Source organism: Hydrogenoanaerobacterium saccharovorans, from assembly GCF_003814745.1.
Classification (GTDB): domain Bacteria; phylum Bacillota; class Clostridia; order Oscillospirales; family Ruminococcaceae; genus Hydrogenoanaerobacterium; species Hydrogenoanaerobacterium saccharovorans.
On the sequence record NZ_RKRD01000001.1, the window covers coordinates 85,556 to 106,006 of the forward strand.

The following is a 20,451-nucleotide window of genomic DNA, read 5'->3' on the forward strand; positions in this document are numbered from 1 at the left end:
CTATTACAGTGTGCAGCGAAAGCGGCAGCTTATAGTATGGCACAACATTTGCACAAGCTGGACTTGCAGCCGTATTTCACATGGCGAATCAAAAATGTAGAATGTTTTTGATTGCGAATTAGTATAAAATTGTATATATATTGGAGATAATGTAATGTCAATAAAAGTAGGAATGGTGTCGCTAGGTTGCACCAAAAACCAAGTGGATGCAGAGATTATGCTTTCGCTCATCACAAAGCATGGCTACGAGCTGTGTTCGGACGCAAAAAAATGTGACGTAGTTATCATCAACACCTGCGGGTTTATTGAAGATGCGAAACGCGAATCGATTGAGAATATTTTGGAGTTTGTAGGGCTCAAGCAAAAGGGCAAGGTAAAAGTGGTTGTAGTAACAGGCTGCCTTGCCGAACGCTACCAAATGGAAGTAGCCAAAGAGATACCCGAGGCAGATGTTGTTTTGGGTATCGGCTCAAACAATCAGATTGCCCAAGCCATTGAAAAAGCAATGCAAGGGCAAAAGGTATACGACTTTGCCGATAAAAACAAGGTGATGCTGAGCGGCGAACGCGTAATGACGACTGCACCCTACACCGCTTACCTCAAAGTGGCAGAGGGGTGCGACAACCGATGTACCTACTGCGCCATACCCATTATCCGCGGCGGCTTTCGCAGCAGGCCGATGGAAGATATTATTGCAGAGGCAAAAACGCTTGCTGCAAACGGTGTAAAAGAGCTGAATGTTATCGCGCAGGACACCACACGATACGGCAAAGATTTGTACGGAAAGCTGATGCTGCCCGAATTGCTCGACAAACTTTGCGAGATTGATGGTGTACACTGGATTCGTATCCTGTACGGATACCCCGATACCATTACCGATGAGCTGCTGGACACAATGGCTCGCCAACCCAAAATTTGCAAATACATTGATATTCCGCTGCAGCATGCCAGCGGCAACATTTTAAAGCGGATGAACCGCCGTTTTGACCGTGAATCTCTTACCGCTTTAATGAACCATGTGCGCGAAAAAATGAACGATGTTACCCTGCGCACTACGTTTATCACCGGGTTCCCCGGCGAAACCGAACAAGATTTTGAAGACCTATGTACTTTTATCAAAGAGGTTCAGTTCGACCGCCTGGGTTGCTTCCCTTACTCGGCAGAAGACGGTACCCCTGCCGCCGAGTTTGACGGACAGCTTGACGATGAGGTGAAACGCCGCCGTGCCGACGTGATTATGGAAGAGCAAATGGGCATTATGGAGGCCCGCAACCGTAAAAAAATTGACAAAACCCTTGAAGCTTTGGTGGAAGGGTTTGATAAACAAAATAAGCTTTACTACGGCAGAACCGCCGCCGATGCCCCGGATATTGACGGCAAAGTGTATTTTACAAGCGAGCAGAAGCTGCATGAGGGCGATTTTGTGAAAGTTACTATCGAAGACGTCATGGAATACGATCTTATTGGCAGGGTGCAGGAGGCGATATAAATTGAATTTACCAAATAAACTCACGGTATTGCGTATGGCGCTGGTTCCGGTGTTTCTGGTGTTCATGTTAATGGATGGAATGGCGCATAACTATTTATGGGCGTTGTTTGTTTTTGTAATAGCATCGCTCACCGATTTGCTTGATGGTAAAATTGCGCGTAAACAGGGGCTTGTAACCGATTTTGGCAAGTTTATGGACCCGCTTGCAGATAAAATTTTGGTTATGGCTGGTATGATTTGCTTTGTAGAACTGGGTTATGCCCCCGCATTTGTAATTGTAATTATTCTTGCGCGCGAATTTTTGGTTACTTCTCTGCGCTTGATTGCCGCAGGCAGAGGTATCGTAATAGCTGCAGACAAATGGGGCAAATACAAAACAGTATGCCAAATGGTTTGGATTATTTACACCATTTTAGTTTTGTGGCTACTGATGAACTCGGGCTTGGTTGGCGCATGGGACCAGGGCTTGTGGGTGGCGCTGCGCATACCATCGGATGTGTTGATGTGGCTTTCGGTAATACTTACAGTCATTTCCGGCACGAACTATGTGTGGAAAAACCGCAGCTGTATCAGCGATATGAAATAAACCAGCAGCAGCAATTCGTTTAGAGCAAACCTCTCTGCACTTATGATAACCTCAATGCGGTATCTGCAAAAAGCAGAGAAGTAATTATATAACCGGAGGAACATAAATGAAAGTATACAATACGCTCACGAGACAAAAAGAAGAACTTATCCCCATAACACCGGGTGAAATTAAAATGTATGCCTGCGGGCCTACTGTTTATAATTATATCCATATTGGCAACGCACGCCCTATTTGTGTGTTTGATGTTCTGCGCCGCTACCTTGAATATCGCGGCAATAAGGTTACCTTTGTGCAGAATTTTACCGACATTGATGATAAACTCATCAAAAAAGCAAATGAAGAGGGTATCACCGTTGCAGAGGTTGCGGCACGTTACATCGAAGAATATAAAATCGATGCAACAGGTTTGGGTGTGCGCGAAGCTACCTATCACCCCAAAGCGACTGAAAATGTGGACGAAATTATTCATATTGTTGAGCAGTTGGTGGAAAAGGGCTTTGCCTACGCAAAAAATGGCGATGTATACTTCCGCACAAAGAAAGACCCCGGTTACGGCAAGCTGTCGCATATGCCGCTGGAGGAACTGGATGCAGGCAACCGTATTGACGTAAGCGAGCAAAAAGAGGATGCAATGGACTTTGTGCTATGGAAAGCGGCAAAGCCGGGTGAACCCGCATGGGAATCCCCTTGGGGAATGGGTCGCCCCGGATGGCATATTGAATGTACCGCAATGATACGCAAATATCTGGGCGAAACCATCGATATCCACTGCGGCGGCCAGGATTTAATCTTCCCGCATCACGAAAATGAGATTGCACAGGCAGAGTGCTGCTCAGGCAAAGATTATGTTCATTACTGGATGCACAACGGTTACATCAATGTGGATAACCGCAAGATGAGTAAATCACTGAATAACTTTTTTACCACACGCGATGTGGCAAATAAATTTGGCTACGAGCCCATTAAGTTTATGATGTTGCAGGCACACTACCGCAGCCCCATCAACTATAGTATTGAGGTCATCGAGCAATGTCAGGCAGCACTTGCGCGTTTGCATACTTGCCGCGATAACCTGGATTTCGCACTGAAAAATGCGATTGATACCGTTGGTGAGGACGAAGCAGAACTTAAAAAACAACTGGAAGCACGCCGCGAGCAGTTCATCACAGCAATGGATGATGACCTGAATACCGCAGACGGTATTGCCGCTTTGTTTGATATGGCGCGTGACATCAATACCGTCATTGCCGAACCGCGCAGCAAAGACTATTTGGAGTTTGCTGCAGCTCTGTTTGATGAACTTACCGATGTACTCGGTTTGCTCTACAACCGCAAAAATCAGAGTATCGATGCCGAGGTGGAAGCACTGATTGAGCAGCGGCAGGAGGCAAGAAAAAACAAAGACTTTAAAACCGCAGATGAAATTCGCGATAAACTCAAAGATATGGGTGTGGTACTGGAAGATACACCGCAGGGTGTGAAATGGAGTTTGGCAAAGTGATTCGAAAAATCAGTATGCTGGATATTCCACGCGTGATGGATATTTGGCTGAACGCCACAATTCAGGGGCACCCGTTTATCCCTGAAGATTACTGGTACAACAACTACGATACCGTCAAGAATGTTTGGATACCCTCCTCCGATACTTATGTGGATGAGCGGGAAGGCAAAGTGCTTGGCTTTGTGAGTGTACTGGATAATACGCTGATTGGTGCGCTGTTTGTCGATTTTGAACAACAGGGCATCGGCATTGGCACTGCATTGATAAACTATATAAAAAACTTGTATAGCCCCCTTACACTGGAGGTATACAAAGAAAACCGCAATGCTGTACGGTTTTATCGGTCTTGCGGGTTTGTTATCGCGGATGAAAAGAAAGCCGAAGACAACGACCACATCCTGTATGTTATGGCGTGGACAAAAGAATAATAAACAAAGAAGCCCTCTCCTTTTGGAGAGGGCTTTGTTGGTTTTGCTTTTTCTGCTATAATATATCTAATAGTAAAACGAGAAGGAGAGGTGCTCCATGAAGAAGTTACTGCTATTAATTACGCTATTGTGTATGGTTGTGTTTGCTTCCTGCTCAAATTCAAATGATGATGCAGTTTCACAAAATAGAACTCTCAAAGACGATGAGAGCATGCAATCCGGTATTTTTTCGGAGAAATATGATTCTCGGAGTGCCATCACTCCAACTGACCTTATAGGTCACCCGAACCGAATTTATATCATTAAGGATAGCAAAGAAATACAATTCGAGCCTGATTCAGATGGGTATGAAAAAATATTAAAGTTATTGAATGGACGTTTTCCAGAAGCAATGAAAGAAGCAGCTATGGCTATTTTATGCTTAGATGATAAAGGCAACTTTGATTGGAGTTTAATGTCTGACGAATTTAACTATTTACGGTTGACTTATAATAATACTCAAACCGTCAAAATGAACTGTATGCATGAAAATTATGAAGGTATCCCTGTTAAAGAACTCACTTTCAATGATATTATATTTCCTTTATCAGAAGGATATAATGAGATATGCATAGTTGGTACACAAAATACTTATGGAGTGCTTGATAATTCTTCTGCAATTATGTCAGAGATATTGGCGTATGGTAGCTAAACAATCTTGTAATATAAGCACTAAAAATGAGCTTTTGAAAAAGTGGAGTTCAATAGAAAGCAGACAGAAAAAGTTTTGTGCTTTCGTTTCGCTCAAAGCGGGCAAAGACCTTATATTGCAATTAGTAAAGCCCTCTCCTTTTGGAGAGGGCTTTACTAATATTCACTTACCGGCTTCTTGAGCATACTTAAAGAACACCTTATACGAAAAGGGTGAAAAGATTAAATCTTTTACGTTGGGCGAGGCTGCATAGTACGAGGTTTCAAATGCCAACGGCAGAAACACTGCGCTGTCCATCAACATGCTTTCGGCTTGTTTATACAGCAGTGACGCTTTTGCAATATCATCCGCAACCATCGCATCGGTAAGAATTTTATCGTACACCGTGTTCGAATACCCCGTGATATTCTGATTGGAGTAACCGGCAAACGTGCTCAACACAGCGTCGGGGTTGTTACGCCCAGCAGTAAGCGGTACCAAAGCGAGCATATAATCGCCGCTGCGAACCTTGGCATTCAGTGCATCCATCGGCATTGGCTCCAAGTTGATGAAGATGCCTAAATTCTCTTGCAGTTGCCGCTGTAAAACACTCAGAATAGGCGCGTAGCCGCCTGTATCAGGGCAGATGATCGTAGTTTTAGAAAGCTTGTTTGCCTCTAACTCGGCAAGCCCTTCCTCCAGCAATTTTTTTGCCAAGGCAGGGTCTCGTTTGGTACGCAAATCGTATCCTGCAATTTCGCGGTAAGTTTTATTTAGCATGGTAACTGCGGATGGTACAATGGAATTGGCAGGAGAGAGATTCCCCGAAATAGATGGCGTAAGTGCATCGGTGTTGATGGAAAGCATAATTGCACGGCGGATTTTTTCGTTGCCGTAAGTATTGGTGGTGCAGTTAAATGCAAGCCCCCATACCGTATTTTCAAAACTGTAGATAGCAGCTTTATTTTCAGCTTTTAGGATCTCCACATCGCTATAAGTGATAGGTGCTGCATCCGTTTTGCCTGTATAGAAACGTTCAAGCAATTTTTGTACACCCGTTTGTAATACGGAATTGGGGTTATCTTTATCGGGTTTGTCATCAAATTGAAAATAGAGGTCGACACCTCCTGCGGTAACCGGAGTGCCTGAGTGGTAATTCTCATTGGCTCGCAGAGTCATCCTGCGCTGTTCATCAAAGTTTTTGACGATGAACGGACCGTTGAATATTAAATATTCGGGGTTCAGACCGTATCGCCCTTTTGTTGAGAGAAAAAATTCTTCGTTGCAGGGCATAGCAATGGAGGATGTGACAATTTCGGCAAAGAACGGGTTCGGAGTTTCAAGTTTTACAATGAACGTGTAGTCGCCTTGAGCAGATACTCCCAGAGCCGACGTGGGAAGTTCCCCTCGTAATATTTTGGGGGCATTTTCCACACACAACAAGTTGGAGGCACCAGCGCTGTTTGTTGCAGGGTCGACCACACGCTGAAAGGCAAATACAAAATCATGGGCGGTCACGGGGGTATTTTCTTCGTCACTCCACGTTGCGTTTTTTCGCAGTTCAAACGTATATGTAAGCCCATCTTCCGACACTTTGTAATCGGTGGCAACACCGGGGATGAGTTCGCCGTTTTTACCTTGGCGCAACAACCCCTCAAAGGTATTCTCAACAACCATCAGTGATTCGCTGGTGGTTGCAAGCTGAGGGTCGAGGGAGCGCGGTACGTCGGTTAAATCATATTTTACTGTATAGCCGGTCTTATCTTTTTTACCGCAAGAAACAAAGCTTGTCAACAAAAAAACTGTGGCAAGCAGCAGAGATATCAGTTTTTTCACGCTCCGCAATTCCCCCTTAAACAAAAAAGTGTACATCATTTTTATACGCGGTGCAGTAAATCGGTATAAGTCGGCATCGGCCAACAGTCGTAGTCTACAATCGTTTCCATACGGTCGCAACTTGCGCGCAGTGTATCCATTGCAGGCAACACACAATTGCGCATAGCAACGGCATGATCTTTATGGCATGCAATCCCTTGTGCGTAGGCGTAGGCATCCTCAAGTGCACAAATGTGATCCTGTATGTCCCCAATCAGTTCGTCCAAAAGAGCAAGGTGTTTTTTTACCGATGCTGCCCCCAGCCCGGCGGTACTCATCGCATTAAAAGATGTGGCAATATCGCCTGCGTATTTTACACATGCGGGGAAGATTTGGCGTTTTGCCATCTCGAGCATGGTGGCGGCCTCGATAGAGACAACCTTGCAGTAATTCTCGAGCATAATATCGTAGCGGCTGCGGCATTCTGATTCGGAGAAAATGCCGGTACGCTCAAACAGATTGATGTTCTTACAGTCAATCATTGCCTCAATGGCATCAACGGTGTTGGCGAGGTTGGGCAAACCGCGGCGTTTCGCTTCTTCTACCCACTCTGCCGAATAGTTGTTCCCGTTAAAAATAACAGCACTGTGGTCGCGAACTGTATCAGAGATAATTGCCTTCAGCTCGGTATCAAAATCGTCCGACTGAGCAAGGCGGTCGGCATAATTATGCAGTACATCGGCAACCGCTGCGTTCAGCATCACGTTGGCAAGCGCTATGGATTGGGAAGACCCCACCATGCGGAACTCGAACTTATTACCGGTAAAAGCAAACGGAGATGTCCGGTTGCGGTCACTTTCGTCGCGGTTTAGGTTGGGCAGAGTTTCTACACCCATTTGCAGCGAAACAGCAGCGGGCACGTCCACATCCTTGCCGTTGGCAATATCGGTTAAGATGTGAGTGAGCTGCTCACCGAGAAAAATGGATATGATAGCAGGCGGAGCCTCGTAGCCGCCCAAACGGTGGTCGTTGCCCGCACTGGTGGCAGAAAGACGCAGTAAATCGCTGTATTCGTGCACTGCGGTGATGACCGCACACAAAAAGGTAAGAAACTGTACGTTTTCCCACGGGGTTTTGCCGGGGTCGAGCAGATTCAGCCCGTCATCGGTGGAGAGCGACCAGTTGTTGTGTTTGCCGCTGCCGTTTACGCCTGCAAATGGTTTTTCATGCAGCAGGCAGGCAAGCTCCAGTTTTTTTGCGGTAATCCGCATCATTTCCATGGTGAGGTGATTGTGGTCGCACGCGATGTTGGCACTTGCAAACACAGGTGCTAGCTCATGCTGTGCGGGCGCAGCCTCGTTGTGCTTGGTTTTGGATGTTACGCCAAGGCTCCACAATTCTTTGTCCAGCTTTTCCATAAACTCTGCTACACGCAGACGAATTCTGCCGCAGTAATGGTCGTCAAGCTCCTGCCCTTTTGGGGGCTTTGCACCGAACAACGTTCTGCCGCAAATTTTAAGGTCGAGCCGCTTTTCGTATAAATTGCGGTCAACCAAAAAATATTCCTGCTCGGCACCTACTGTAGGAATAACGCGGTGAGATGTGTTGTTGCCGAACAAGTGTAAAATGCGCAATGCCTCTGCAGATAAAGTCTGCATAGAGCGCAGCAAAGGCGTTTTCATATCCAACGCTTCACCCGTGTACGCACAAAAGGCGGTGGGTATATATAAGGTATGGTCGCGGATAAACGCGGGCGAGGTTGGGTCCCATGCGGTATAGCCGCGTGCCTCAAAGGTGTTGCGCAGCCCCCCGTTGGGGAAGCTGGAGGCATCGGGCTCGCCGACAACAAGGCTTTTGCCCGAAAACTCTAAAATAATAGAGCCGTCGCTCGTCGGGGTAAGAAAGCTGTCGTGCTTGCCCGCTGTAATATTTGTCATAGGTTGAAACCAGTGGGTATAATGGGTGGCGCCATTTTCAACCGCCCAATCTTTCATAGCACCCGCTACCACCTCTGCTATGGCAGGGTCAAGCGGCGCACCTTCGCGGTTGGTGTGCTTTAGGCTGTCGTAAACGCGTTTGGGCAGGCGCTGGCGCATTTCGGTTTCGCCAAACACCTTGCTTCCAAAAATCTCGATAATATCCATAATAAGCCCCCATTAAATAAGATTTTCAAACTTGAGAATCTCAGCAATACCGTTTGTTACTTGCAAAGGTTATGGTTGTAAACAAGGCTGAAAGCAAGCTGCTTACAGCAGATGGATACCGTTTGCCTCGCAGGCACCCATCATATCGTCCGGCCAAACAGATGCCTGTACCTCGCCGATGTGTGCTTTTTGCAAAAGCACCATGCAAAGGCGCGATTGACCGATACCGCCGCCCATAGTGAGCGGAAGCTCGTTGTTTAAAAGCATTTTATGAAACGGCAGCTCGCGGCGGTTTTCGCACCCCGCCAAAGTAAGCTGACGGTTGAGTGCAGCTGCATCTACACGGATACCCATGGAGGAAAGTTCGATTGCGCGGTTGAGTACGGGGTACCAAATCAGCAGGTCACCGTTGAGGTCCCAGTCATCGTAGTCGGGGGCTCTGCCGTCGTGTGGTTTGCCGCTGCGCAGTTTGCCGCCAATTTGGGTGATAAAAACAACACCGTATCGTTTGCAAATTTCGTTCTCGCGCTCTTTCGGGGTCAGGTCGGGGTACAGATCCTCCAGCTCCTGCGAGCTGACAAAGTGTACATCTTTTGTAATAAAGCAGTCGAGTTGTTCAAAACGGGCGCAGAGTATTTTTTGTGTGGCAACAATCGCAGACAGTATCTCGCGTACAGTGTGTTTGAGAAAATGCAAGGTTCTGTCCTCATCCAAAATCACTTTTTCCCAGTCCCACTGGTCTACATACACCGAGTGCAAGTTGTCGAGTTCTTCGTCACGGCGGATGGCGTTCATATCGGTATATAAGCCCGTTTCGGGTTTAAAGCCGTACCGTTTCAGCGCCATACGCTTCCATTTGGCAAGGCTGTGTACGATAGCAACATCGGCGCCGATATCTTTAATATCGAATTGAACGGGGCGCTCCACGCCGTTAAGGTCGTCGTTCAGCCCTGATTCGGGGCGCACATACAGCGGTGCGGATACGCGGGTAAGCTCTAGCACAGCAGCTAGTTCGGTTTCAAAGGTATCCTTCACCAGCTTGATGGCTTTTTCCGTTTCCATAATATCAAGCTTTGCAGGGTATACCTGCGGAATCATAAGATTTTGAGTTGACACGGGTCGTTCCTCCGTTTCGATCATTGCAACATAAATTAAAGTATATTTTTAATTTACCGCATACGGTAAAAAGCTGTGGTTTCAGGTAAAAAAACACCCGGAAATCAAGCGTCGAGTCACCGTTTCGCAACTTTTATAGTATCATTTTTGCCCTTAAAATGCAATGTTCGCAAAAAGCTTGTTACGATATTTGTAGCACTACACCACAAAGGCAGAATGCACTGCGCTTTATTTAGATAAATTAACATTTGCAGTTCCTTCCAATCGCATATTTTACGTTGACATTTTTGTATCACCTGTTACAATAGAAATAGAAATGTGAGCATAAAAAGGCTTGCCAAAAGCAAAGATTTACATGAAACGAGAGGGGGAAATGTTATGGCTGCAACACGAATCCGTTGGATTGCCCTTAATTATAATCTACCCATCAACCCCTCGAAAAACAGGGTGTATGTTTGGCGTAAACTAAAAGATATTGGCGCTGTGGCATTTAACCACGGTGTTTCTTTGCTGCCAAAAAGCAGCCGAAAGGTAAGCGAACTTGTGCTGCTGTGTGAAAAAATAAAAAACTTGGGTGGCGAGGCTGCCATTATTGAAATGAACTTTGTAAACCAAAAAGACGAGCAGGCAATGATTCAACGCTTTGAACAGCAGAGTGTTGAAGAATATAAAGATTTGATTGAAAACTGCAACAGTTTACTGGTTAAAATCAAAACCAAGTCTGCCAAACTGGATGATAAGACCTCGGATGAAATCAAAAAGCTTGTTAGGCGGTATGGCAGAGCAAAGAGCAGAGACCACTTTGGGGCATCTGCCGAAACTGAAATTGAAAAGCAAATTGACCGTATTTTTGACCGTTGTGTGGCGGACGCTTCGGACTTTGCCGACCAACTGAAAAAGTTAATTGACAAAGCTAAATTTTAACAAAACTTGTACAAATTGTATTGATATGTGAACAAACGCCATGAAACATAGCATGAACGTGAAATAATGAGGAAAACAATGGTTTTCGCTATTTAAATTGAAAAAGACTGTGATAAGTAGTTGCTTATTACAGTCTTTGTTGTGTTTAAGCGGTTTGCAGACGGCTTGACCACAGGAGTATAATAAAATCATCCAAAGAACACACTCCGGCAAAAACACTATTGGGAGTGAAATTTATGCATTAGCAATACTTACCTATCATAAATGTACAAATACTTTTTTAATGATGATAAAGGTGAGTGAAATCGTGAAAACCGAAAGTTTATACAGGGTAGACAGAAAAGACGAAGATAAGCTGAAACAGTTGTTGACTGAATGCTTCCGAGAGGATCCGCTCTACTGTCAATTGATACCAAAACAAGAAATCAGAAATAAGATTCTGCCGGATATTTTTAGTTGTGATTTGGATGAGATGTTTGAAAACTGCGAAGTTTATGCAGACAGTGAGGACGTCAACGGTATTATCGTTGTATCGGACGAAAGTGAGCCGTACAACCCGATTAAATACTATGCTACCGAGGTTTTTTATGCGCTGAAAACAGCCGTATACCTAATTAAAGATGACCCCAGTATGCAAACTTTTATTAACTTTATGAAGGGTAAGAGTTACCTCAACTCCGAGTGGACTGAGGAAATCAAGCAGGAAAATCGCCTGCATATTATCTACTTTGCGGTGCGCCCGTCTATGCGCGGTAAAGGCATTGCAAGCAAGATGATGAGCTCTGTGCTGGAATATGCCGATAAAAACAGAATGACAACATCACTTGAAACGCATAATGTAGAGAACGTGCATATGTATGAGCATTATGGCTTTAAGCTGTTTGAAACGGTGCAAAAAAACTTTAGCCTCAAACAGTTCTGCATGGTAAGATGAAACTATAGCTTTTTTCGTTGTGAAACGAAAAAATAGGCATTGGGCCTGCCACGCAAGTGGTTTTGCAAACAAATGCCGTTATGCAAACAATCCCGTTTTAAAACGGAACTGCTGCAAGAAAAGCTGTTGCCCCAAAAGGCAGCGGCTTTTTTGTCGTATTGGGGCAAAAAGCGTATATGGTAACCCGTTTTGCGAAAAAAGGTGCTTTTTTATGCGCTTTTGTTGATATTTCGGCATTACAAAAGTATAATATAAAGATATGCAAGATTAATTACGGCGGCGCAATTTGCCGCAGAGGTGGTTTACAATATGGACAGTAAAGTAAAGCGTTTTTTTGATGAGATGCAAAACAAAAAAGTGGCGTTTATCGGTTTAGGGGTTACCCATACCCGTTTAATTCAGATGATGGCACAAAAAGGCATCGACTGCACACTATGCGATAAAAAAAGCGAAGAACAGCTTGGTGAAGCGGGAGAAGAGTTGAAAGAGTACGGGGTAAAGTTTGACCTTGGCGAGGGGTACCTCAACAACCTTACCAAATACGATGTTATTTTTCGTACACCCGGGATGTACTACAACAACGAAAAGCTTACGGCTGCCCGCAAAGCAGGCAGAGTAGTCACGTCCGAAATGGAGGTTTTTCTCGACCTTTGCCCTTGTAAAAAGTATGCTGTGACAGGTTCGGACGGCAAAACCACCACCACCACCCTGATTGGTGAAATGCTCAGTATTCAGGGCAAAACCGTTCACGTCGGCGGCAACATCGGCAAACCGCTGCTTTGCTATATTGAAGAAATATCACCCGATGATTGTGCTGTGGTGGAACTTTCAAGCTTTCAGCTGCTTTCTATGCGGCAGGCGGTAGATGTAGCGGTAGTCACCAATGTGGCACCGAATCACCTGGATATACATGGTACCATGGAGGAATACATTCAAGCGAAACAGCACCTTGTTGCGCATCAAAATGCATTTTCGCGCACTGTGCTTAACAACGATAACGAAATTACCCGCAGCTTTGCCAAGCTGGTTCGCGGCGACCTGCGCTGGTTTTCGCGCCGTGTAGGGGTGGAAAGAGGCACTTTTTTAGACAGCGAGGGTTACCTTTGTGCCGTAGATGAAAAGGGAATGAACCGTGTACTGCACCGCGATGAAATTCGAATCCCGGGCGTGCATAATATCGAAAATTATCTTACTGCGATTGCAGCGGTGTGGGGCGAGGTTTCCCCCGAAAACATCGCCATGGTGGCGCGCGTATTCGGCGGTGTTGAGCATCGCATTGAGCTGGTTCGTGAACTGGACGGCGTAAAATGGTACAACGATTCGATTGCAAGCAGCCCCACAAGAGCGATAGCAGGGTTAAATTCGTTTACGCATAAAGTGATTTTAATCGCAGGCGGCTACGATAAAAAAATCCCCTTTGAGCCTCTGGGCCCTAAAATTATTGAAAAAGTGAAACATCTTATTTTGATGGGGGACACAGCAGATAAAATTGAAGAAGTGGTAACGGCTCAAGAAGGATATTCCCCCGAGAGCCTGCCGATTTACCGAGTGGATTCGATGGATGAAGCCGTTGCAAAAGCACGTGAACTTGCCAAGCAGGGCGATATTGTTACGCTTTCGCCCGCGTGTGCCAGCTTTGATAAATATGCAAATTTTGAATTGCGCGGAAAACATTTTAAAAGCATCGTCAAAGCTTTATAGCAGGTATTTTAAAAAATGAACAATCAACGTATTTCAATAATAGATGAGAGTAAATAGTACCATGAAAGGAATTGACAGGATGGATACGAAAGAACTAACCCTGCGGCTGGCAGCCGCCGTGGGTGTTTCGGGTACAGAACAAAATGTAACCGCCATGGCAGCCGAAATTCTTGCCCCGTACGGAACGGTGAGAACCGATAACCTCGGCAATTTGATTTGCAGTGTGCGCAAGGCAAAAGAGGGCGCGCGCCACTATATGCTCGATGCGCATATCGATGAAATCGGTATGATTGTCACTTATATCGACACGGACGGTTTTCTCAAAGTAAGCAATGTGGGGGGGATCGACCGCCGTCTGCTGCTTGCTTCTGAGGTAATTGTGTACGGCAAACAACCGCTTACAGGTATCATCTGTTCCACTCCGCCGCATTTGCAGGGGGAGGGCGAAAAGAAAAACCCCAAAATAGACGATATCTATATTGATATTGGTATGAACCGTGAACAGGCACAAGCGGCAGTTTCTCTCGGTGACCGTGTTACCATCAAAGCGCGCAGCCGTGAGATGCTCGGAGACCTGATTACAAGCAAGGCTTTGGATGACCGAGCGGGTTGTGCCGCGGTTATCCGCGCTGTGCAGTTGCTTGCCGATACCAACCTCGACTGTGGCATTACCCTTACCCTCACCACACAGGAGGAAACGGGAGCGGCAGGTGCTAAAACAGCAGCATTTGCGGTTGCGCCTACCCATTGTATTACGGTGGATGTGAGCTTTGCCTATACGCCCGATTCTCCGCGCTATAAATGCGGCGATTTGTGCAAAGGGCCGATGATTGGCATTGCCCCCATTCTTAGCAAATATATGAGCGACCGTTTGGTTGAAGTTGCAAAAAAGAGAGAGATTCCTTATCAGACCGAGGTAATGGGCGGCGGTACAGGCACCAACGCAGACAGTATCGCATCCAGCGGTGCAGGGGTTGCTACGGGGTTACTATCCATACCTCAACAATACATGCATACTCCGGTAGAAAAGGTGAGTGTAGGCGATATCGAAAACACCGCTAAAATGATTGCGGAGTTCATCAAGGCAGAGGAGGCGCACAAATGATTGAATTGATTGAGCGACTGAGCCTGTTAAAAGGTGTTTCGGGCGATGAAACCGCCGTGGCGGAATATATCAAGAAAGAAATAGACGGGTACTGCGAGTACCACAGCGATCATGTAGGTAATCTGCTGGTGTTTAAACAGGGTGCAAAGCGCCCGCTTAAAAAGGTCATGCTCGCCGCGCATATGGACGAGGTTGGTTTTATTATCACACATATCGACGAAAAAGGCCTGCTTAAATTTACTACGGTAGGCGGAATTGACAGCCGCGTCATCATCGGTAAAGCCGTGTTGGTGGGGAACCAAGGCGTTTACGGAGTTATCGGTGCCCGCCCCGTGCATCTGATAGAGGCTGCCGAAAAAGATAAGGTAATCGAAACAGACGATTTGTACATCGACATCGGTGCGAAAGACAAGGCAGAGGCACAGCAGTATGTGAATGTGGGCGACCGCGCTGTATACGACAGCGACTTTGTGCGATTTGGCGACGGTATGATTAAAGCGCGTGCACTGGATGACCGCGCAGGTTGTGCAATCCTGATTGATATGATTCAAAACGAATTGGAATACGACACATGGTTTGCCTTTACGGTACAAGAGGAAATTGGTACAGTAGGCGCTAAGACGGCTGCATTTTCCATCGCTCCTGATTGTGCAATTGTGGTGGAAAGCACAACTGCGGGCGATGTGGGCGGCGTACCCGATGCGAAAAAAGTGTGCTCGGTGGGCAAAGGCCCGGTAGTTGGTTTTATGGACCGAGGCACCATTTACGATAGGGAGCTATACCAACTTGCAATGGACATCGGCAAAAGGAGTAGCATCCCCGTGCAAACCAAAGAGGGTGTGTATGGAGGCAACGATTCGCGTTCAATACAGTGTTCGCGCGGAGGTGTGCGTTGTATCGCTGTTTCTATGCCGTGCCGTTATCTGCATTCGCCGTCTTGTGTGCTGAAAATAGAAGATATTGAGAACACAAGGGCATTGGTTGCTCACATGTGTAAGGAGATGTCCGCCCTTGATTAAGCTGACGGATAAGGTGGATTGCATACAATCTGTATATAATGCAAGAATTTATACTCAATGGATTGCTTATAAAGACTTACCGCATGCGCCGTATTTTTACCGCACTGATGAAGGTACTCTACTTTCGTACTGCGATGGGGTGCTCACCATAGACGGCGAACTGTTTGACTCGGATGAGCTCAACCAGTTCATACGCATGTGCGGCTGCCACACGGTGGTGTGCGGTGAGCAGGCGGCGAATAGGCTGAATGTCAAAGGTCGTTACACCTCCACATCCGTTATGCGCTATGCCAAAGGGCACATTGAGTTCCACAGCAGGGTAGAGACATCCCCGAAACTGGACGATGTTTTTGCCTTACTTTATGAAACGTTTGAAAACATGCAAGCCGCTGTGTTTGAACGCTGGTATTGCGATGTTTCGCTTAAAATACGTCGGGGGCTTGCCTACGTTTACGGTATTTACGATGAATCGTTCTCAGCCCCTGAAGAGAGAGCACATACATTATCTGCCACAGCGGGCGTGTATTATCAAAACCCACATACAGCCGTCATCGGCTCGGTAGCAACCAGGCCGAACCAGCGCGGCAAAGGGTTTGCAACCCAAATTTTACATGCACTTGTTGAGCGCATACTGAGTGAGGGGCGCTTACCGCAAATTATTGCGCTGAACGAACATGCATATCAGCTTTATCAAAATATTGGTTTCGAAGAAGCCGGTAAATATTTTGAGATTACACTTGAATAAAAACAGTAAGGAAACAGAAATGGAACAAAACTTTTTTCAAATTGACCCGTATTTACAAAAGATTGCAAAGCAGGCAGAGGAGAAATGTGCTGCACGCTTTGCCCAAATAGATGAGATTGCGGAATATAATCAACTCAAGGTGCTTTCTGCATTTAATCGGCAGGGGTTGAGCGAAACCCATTTTGTAGGCAGTACAGGTTACGGCTACGGTGACCGCGGGCGAGAGGTGCTTGATGCTGTTTTTGCCGAAGTAATGGGGTGCGAAGATGCACTGGTGCGCCACAATTTTGTATCGGGTACGCATGCGCTTACCACGGCATTGTTCGGCGTGCTGCGCCCCGGCGACGTGATGGTATCTATCACCGGTTCGCCGTACGATACGATGGAAGAAGTAATCGGCATACGAGGCGAAAACACCGGTTCTCTTAAAGATTTTGGCGTGCATTATCGCCAATTGAACCTATTGCCGGACGGTACCCCCGATTACGAACAGATAGCTGAAGCGGTAAAAGGCGCAAAAGTCGCCTATGTTCAGCGCTCTCGCGGATATGCACTGAGACCGTCGCTGCGTATATCAGAAATTGAGAAGCTATGCAAAGCAGTGCGTGCGGGCAATCCGGACGCCATTATTATGGTGGATAATTGCTATGGAGAATTTGTTGAAGAGAGAGAACCCACACAGGCAGGGGCAGATTTGATTATCGGTTCGCTGATTAAAAATGCGGGCGGAGGTATAGCGCAAACAGGCGGTTACATAGCCGGAAGAAAAGATTTGGTTGAACTTTGTGCGTATCGCCTCACATCGCCCGGCATGGGCAAAGAGGTTGGCTGCACACTGGGGCAGACGCGCAACATGTTTATGGGGTTGTTTTTCGCGCCGGATGTTGTGGAGAACGCGGTAAAAACTGCGGTATTTGCATCGGCTTATTTTGAACTGCTTGGGTTTGAGGTGTACCCAAAATTCGATGAACCCCGCACAGATATCATCCAGGCGGTGACACTGGGCAGCGAAGCGGGACTGGTTGCATTTTGTCAAGGCGTACAAAAGGGCTCGCCTGTAGATGCCTTTGTACAGCCCGAGCCATGGGCTATGCCTGGCTACGACAGCCCTGTTATTATGGCAGCGGGTGCGTTTACCATGGGGGCATCCATTGAACTTTCTGCAGATGGTCCTATCCGCGAACCATATGCAGTTTGGCTGCAAGGCGGGTTAACCTACCACAGCGGAAAAATGGGTATTTTGCTTGCCGCACAGTCTATGTTAGAGCGCGGCGCGATTGCAAAATAATTAACCTTGAGATTTATCGCATTTGCACTTGACTAAGAACGCCACTTTGTGTTAAAATAGCTTTTGCAACTGCGGATGTGGCGGAATTGGCAGACGCGCTAGATTTAGGCTCTAGTGGATTACCCCCGTGCAGGTTCAAGTCCTGTCATCCGCACCACTACGAATGAACTTCGAGTGTTCATAACGACAAAAACAGATTGGCTATTGCCAGTCTGTTTTTGTTTATCATCATTCTTCAAAATGTGCTATGATTATTACGTTGAAACCAAATTGATCACGGTTATGCAATTAAACTACTATAGATTGTAAAACAGTTGCTAAAGTCATGGAAGGATGGTGAAAGTGAAACAATGGGCTTTATAATTGACGACATGTTGAAAAGCATATCGGAAAATGGATTTACTTCTGCAGAATTAAAAGGTGCCATCAGATATACATTAGCACCATATTTCAAAAACCTAAATATTTTAGACAACTATATTTTGAACGACCAAATACTTTCAATGTTTGGCTATTTTATGATTTATACCAACAATGAAGTTTTCAAAAATGGAATTAACGAAATCTTGAGTTTATATTGGTCAGCCTTTGAAAAAAATGCCGATCTTCTATGGGACATTATTATTTCAACAAAGGATGAGTTCGCTAATAATGAAAATCTGATGTGGAATGTTAAAGTTGCAACTCCAAATTCAGTGCCAGATGACTGTTATGATGCTGCAATGAGATATATGAGTCATATAGGTGACACTTTGGAACTTTCAGCAAAGATTGAAATAAATGAACTCTATGCAGTAATAAAAATTGTTCAAAACGAATCTTTCGACTTTGACAGTATCCGTAAGGCAAGCTTTGGAATAACCCTAAGCAACATATTAGATAAGAAAAAGTTAATGCGAGTACTGAAAACTTCTCCAGTTGATATCAGACTTTCTGATTGGAGAAATATTGCCTATCATCACACATACCATGTCGATGAGAAAAGAATAACATGTTATTACGGCAAAGCAAATAAGTCTTTTTCCTTGACGATAGAAAAACTGCGTGATTACGCTGCTCAAATTATCACATCATGTAACGCTATGGACATAGCAAGAAGAATATTTCTATTTGATAACATAGAAATACTCGCCGATAAATTCGATGGGTCATTAAAGCCTATTGATAGAACCCCTATGAAAGTCAGCCAGTTGAATACGGCCTTTTTGACCCAAAGCTTTTTAATTTTAGATTACAAGATAACAGACAGTGTTTCTGAAATAGTGGTGGAAGATTTAAAGAATAATGGCAACTTGTCAGATGAGCAAATACAGATGCGAAAAATCCATAGTACACAATTTTTATACCCGCTATGGGAAAAGTTCCCTAATTCAACTTTAAGAATTAAATATTGCGATTATCATAAAGAAATTATTCTTATTGCCTCTGTTCAAGATGAAATTTGTAAAGAAATTGCTAGTGGCAATAAGGGCCTTCCATATCTAGCCCTTAATTTAACAATTGAATGCGGGTACATATAAGCGTAAAAATCAAACGCACTCTCTTTTGAAGTGCGTTCTACTGTAATATTCGTTTGCCTAATGCCAAAAACCTTTATTTTGTGCGGGTCTCCGAGTTTGTCGTTATAAACACCCGCACCATTGAAAAGACCTTCAATTTATGTCGACGGTCTTTCATCTTGGCTTTTATCGTTTCTGGAGTAATCCAAACTAAACTCAGGTAGTAATTACTGCTTGTTGATTGCCCCAAAATGATTAATCTGATTGACTTTCTCCAATCTTCTGCCAAGGGGAAGATGTTTTTATATCCAGGAAAGCGTGGTATTATGGATATAAAATTATTATATTGTGCAGAGAAACAGAAATTAGCGCACCAAACTTTATTTTGTCAGTCAATTGTTTTTTATTTACAGGTGAATTTAATCTAATCTATATAAAGACAAATAATTTGTGATTATGTGCTTTAGGAGTAATTATGGAGAAAAATATAAAAGTAAAGTTAACCACGGATTTAACAAAGTATGCAAAAGGATTAATTCCCTAAACAGAGGGGATTACCGTTGGACGTCAGGAAATATGGAGCAGAGGCAGTGATCGGTTTATTACAGTCAACTTTCCCCGAATTGGTACGCTCGATGTATTATGGAATTCATTAGAGATTATTGATGAAGAAGTAATTCAAGAAAACGAAAGACAAAAAGAGATTTTTGCAGAAAATTTAAAAACGGCTCAGGATGTTACGTTATATTTAGGCCCCAAAGGTGGCTTTAGATCACTTTCTTATAGCTATTTTGATAAAGAATCGGAGATAACATTTCATACCTAAGTTGGATTTAGAGAACAAGCATACGAAATCATAGAGATACTCAAAACACACAAAGTATCTATAAAAGAAGAAATCGTGAAATAAAGATCGTTGGTATAGTTTTGTGTCACCTTTCATATTAATCATTAAAATGATTATTGGAGGAAAGCGATATTCTATTCTTGAATAAATTCAAAGGGGTACCCGATGTTAAAATCCATCTAAAATAAAATTGAATATTGTTTTGAGAAAGCAGCAGATAAATATCCAAACTAAAGGCTAGCTAGTTCCATGCAATAAGAAAAGCCGCCCATTAATGGGTGGCTTTTCTTATATCTCGAATAGTGTGAGGGTTTGCTGGTGCGAATGTTCATAACGACACACTCGGAAACCCGCATAAAATAAAGGCTTTGGCAGCAGGCAAACGAACGTTGCACACTATGTTCACTAAGCAAGTATGGTCAAAAAAGGAACAGACTTATGTCGGTAGCCTTTTCAAAATTAGTCAGAGTGGAATTATAAGACTTAGAAGAATCGCATAGTATCATTGGTTAAGGAACAGTGAATAAGCAGAATCCAAGTTATTATCAATACAAATTACTCTTATATTATTTTCCGCCAAATGTTTGATAAATTCGATGCTGTCAAGAAAATTATTTCCCAAATCAAAGATGCTGCC

The 20,451-nt window shown here is 44.7% G+C and carries 16 protein-coding genes and 1 tRNA gene; 14 read left to right on the plus strand and 3 right to left on the minus strand.

Features of this window, described 5'->3' with window-relative positions; genetic code table 11:
• Positions 1 to 154 precede the first annotated feature (154 nt).
• The 5 genes from rimO to EDD70_RS00405 all read left to right on the plus strand — a co-directional run bounded on the left by rimO (position 155) and on the right by EDD70_RS00405 (position 4,698).
• Complete coding sequence (gene rimO / locus EDD70_RS00385) at positions 155 to 1,489, plus strand: 30S ribosomal protein S12 methylthiotransferase RimO (protein ID WP_092754116.1); 1,335 nt, start codon at positions 155 to 157, stop codon at positions 1,487 to 1,489.
• Position 1,490: 1 nt separating this feature from the next.
• Positions 1,491 to 2,075, plus strand: a complete 585-nt coding sequence (gene pgsA / locus EDD70_RS00390) for a CDP-diacylglycerol--glycerol-3-phosphate 3-phosphatidyltransferase (RefSeq protein WP_092754113.1) — start codon at positions 1,491 to 1,493, stop codon at positions 2,073 to 2,075.
• Between the two features lie 106 nt (positions 2,076 to 2,181).
• Entirely contained in the window at positions 2,182 to 3,579 is a 1,398-nt protein-coding gene (gene cysS, locus EDD70_RS00395) for a cysteine--tRNA ligase (RefSeq protein WP_092754110.1), read from the plus strand.
• Complete coding sequence (locus EDD70_RS00400) at positions 3,561 to 4,007, plus strand: N-acetyltransferase (RefSeq protein WP_242943118.1); 447 nt, start codon at positions 3,561 to 3,563, stop codon at positions 4,005 to 4,007. Before cysS ends, EDD70_RS00400 begins: the two co-directional genes overlap by 19 nt.
• A gap of 97 nt (positions 4,008 to 4,104) precedes the next feature.
• Positions 4,105 to 4,698 carry a hypothetical protein gene (locus EDD70_RS00405; RefSeq protein ID WP_092754107.1) on the plus strand — a complete coding sequence of 198 codons (594 nt, stop codon included), beginning with the start codon at positions 4,105 to 4,107 and terminating at the stop codon, positions 4,696 to 4,698.
• Positions 4,699 to 4,860: 162 nt separating this feature from the next.
• Here EDD70_RS00405 and EDD70_RS00410 read toward each other — a convergent pair whose 3' ends face one another.
• The 3 genes from EDD70_RS00410 to asnA all read right to left on the minus strand — a co-directional run bounded on the left by EDD70_RS00410 (position 4,861) and on the right by asnA (position 9,734).
• Entirely contained in the window at positions 4,861 to 6,513 is a 1,653-nt protein-coding gene (locus EDD70_RS00410) for a peptide ABC transporter substrate-binding protein (protein ID WP_162840877.1), read from the minus strand.
• A 41-nt stretch (positions 6,514 to 6,554) separates the two neighbouring features.
• Entirely contained in the window at positions 6,555 to 8,636 is a 2,082-nt protein-coding gene (locus EDD70_RS00415; RefSeq protein ID WP_092754102.1) for a glutamine synthetase III family protein, read from the minus strand.
• 102 nt (positions 8,637 to 8,738) lie between these two features.
• Positions 8,739 to 9,734 carry an aspartate--ammonia ligase gene (gene asnA / locus EDD70_RS00420; RefSeq protein WP_205408610.1) on the minus strand — a complete coding sequence of 332 codons (996 nt, stop codon included), beginning with the start codon at positions 9,732 to 9,734 and terminating at the stop codon, positions 8,739 to 8,741.
• Positions 9,735 to 10,130: 396 nt separating this feature from the next.
• Between asnA and EDD70_RS00425 the strand changes: the two genes are divergently transcribed.
• The 9 genes from EDD70_RS00425 (at position 10,131) to EDD70_RS00465 (ending at position 18,988) form a co-directional block, all read left to right on the plus strand.
• On the plus strand, positions 10,131 to 10,676 hold the full coding sequence (locus tag EDD70_RS00425; RefSeq protein WP_092754096.1) for a Chromate resistance protein ChrB: 546 nt from the start codon (positions 10,131 to 10,133) through the stop codon (positions 10,674 to 10,676).
• A 307-nt stretch (positions 10,677 to 10,983) separates the two neighbouring features.
• Complete coding sequence (locus EDD70_RS00430) at positions 10,984 to 11,610, plus strand: GNAT family N-acetyltransferase (protein ID WP_092754093.1); 627 nt, start codon at positions 10,984 to 10,986, stop codon at positions 11,608 to 11,610.
• Between the two features lie 309 nt (positions 11,611 to 11,919).
• Positions 11,920 to 13,311 (plus strand): UDP-N-acetylmuramoyl-L-alanine--D-glutamate ligase, encoded by a 1,392-nt coding sequence (gene murD / locus EDD70_RS00435; RefSeq protein WP_092754090.1) that lies wholly within the window; start codon positions 11,920 to 11,922, stop codon positions 13,309 to 13,311.
• A gap of 79 nt (positions 13,312 to 13,390) precedes the next feature.
• Positions 13,391 to 14,416, plus strand: a complete 1,026-nt coding sequence (locus EDD70_RS00440) for a M42 family metallopeptidase (protein ID WP_170162797.1) — start codon at positions 13,391 to 13,393, stop codon at positions 14,414 to 14,416.
• Positions 14,413 to 15,435: a M42 family metallopeptidase gene (locus tag EDD70_RS00445; protein ID WP_092754084.1), complete on the plus strand. Its 1,023-nt coding sequence runs from the start codon at positions 14,413 to 14,415 to the stop codon at positions 15,433 to 15,435. Before EDD70_RS00440 ends, EDD70_RS00445 begins: the two co-directional genes overlap by 4 nt.
• On the plus strand, positions 15,428 to 16,180 hold the full coding sequence (locus EDD70_RS00450) for a GNAT family N-acetyltransferase (RefSeq protein ID WP_092754081.1): 753 nt from the start codon (positions 15,428 to 15,430) through the stop codon (positions 16,178 to 16,180). Before EDD70_RS00445 ends, EDD70_RS00450 begins: the two co-directional genes overlap by 8 nt.
• 19 nt (positions 16,181 to 16,199) lie before the next feature.
• On the plus strand, positions 16,200 to 17,468 hold the full coding sequence (locus EDD70_RS00455; protein ID WP_092754678.1) for a methionine gamma-lyase family protein: 1,269 nt from the start codon (positions 16,200 to 16,202) through the stop codon (positions 17,466 to 17,468).
• A gap of 71 nt (positions 17,469 to 17,539) precedes the next feature.
• Positions 17,540 to 17,625 (plus strand) — tRNA-Leu (locus EDD70_RS00460).
• Positions 17,626 to 17,818: 193 nt separating this feature from the next.
• Entirely contained in the window at positions 17,819 to 18,988 is a 1,170-nt protein-coding gene (locus EDD70_RS00465; RefSeq protein WP_092754078.1) for a hypothetical protein, read from the plus strand.
• Positions 18,989 to 20,451 lie beyond the last annotated feature (1,463 nt).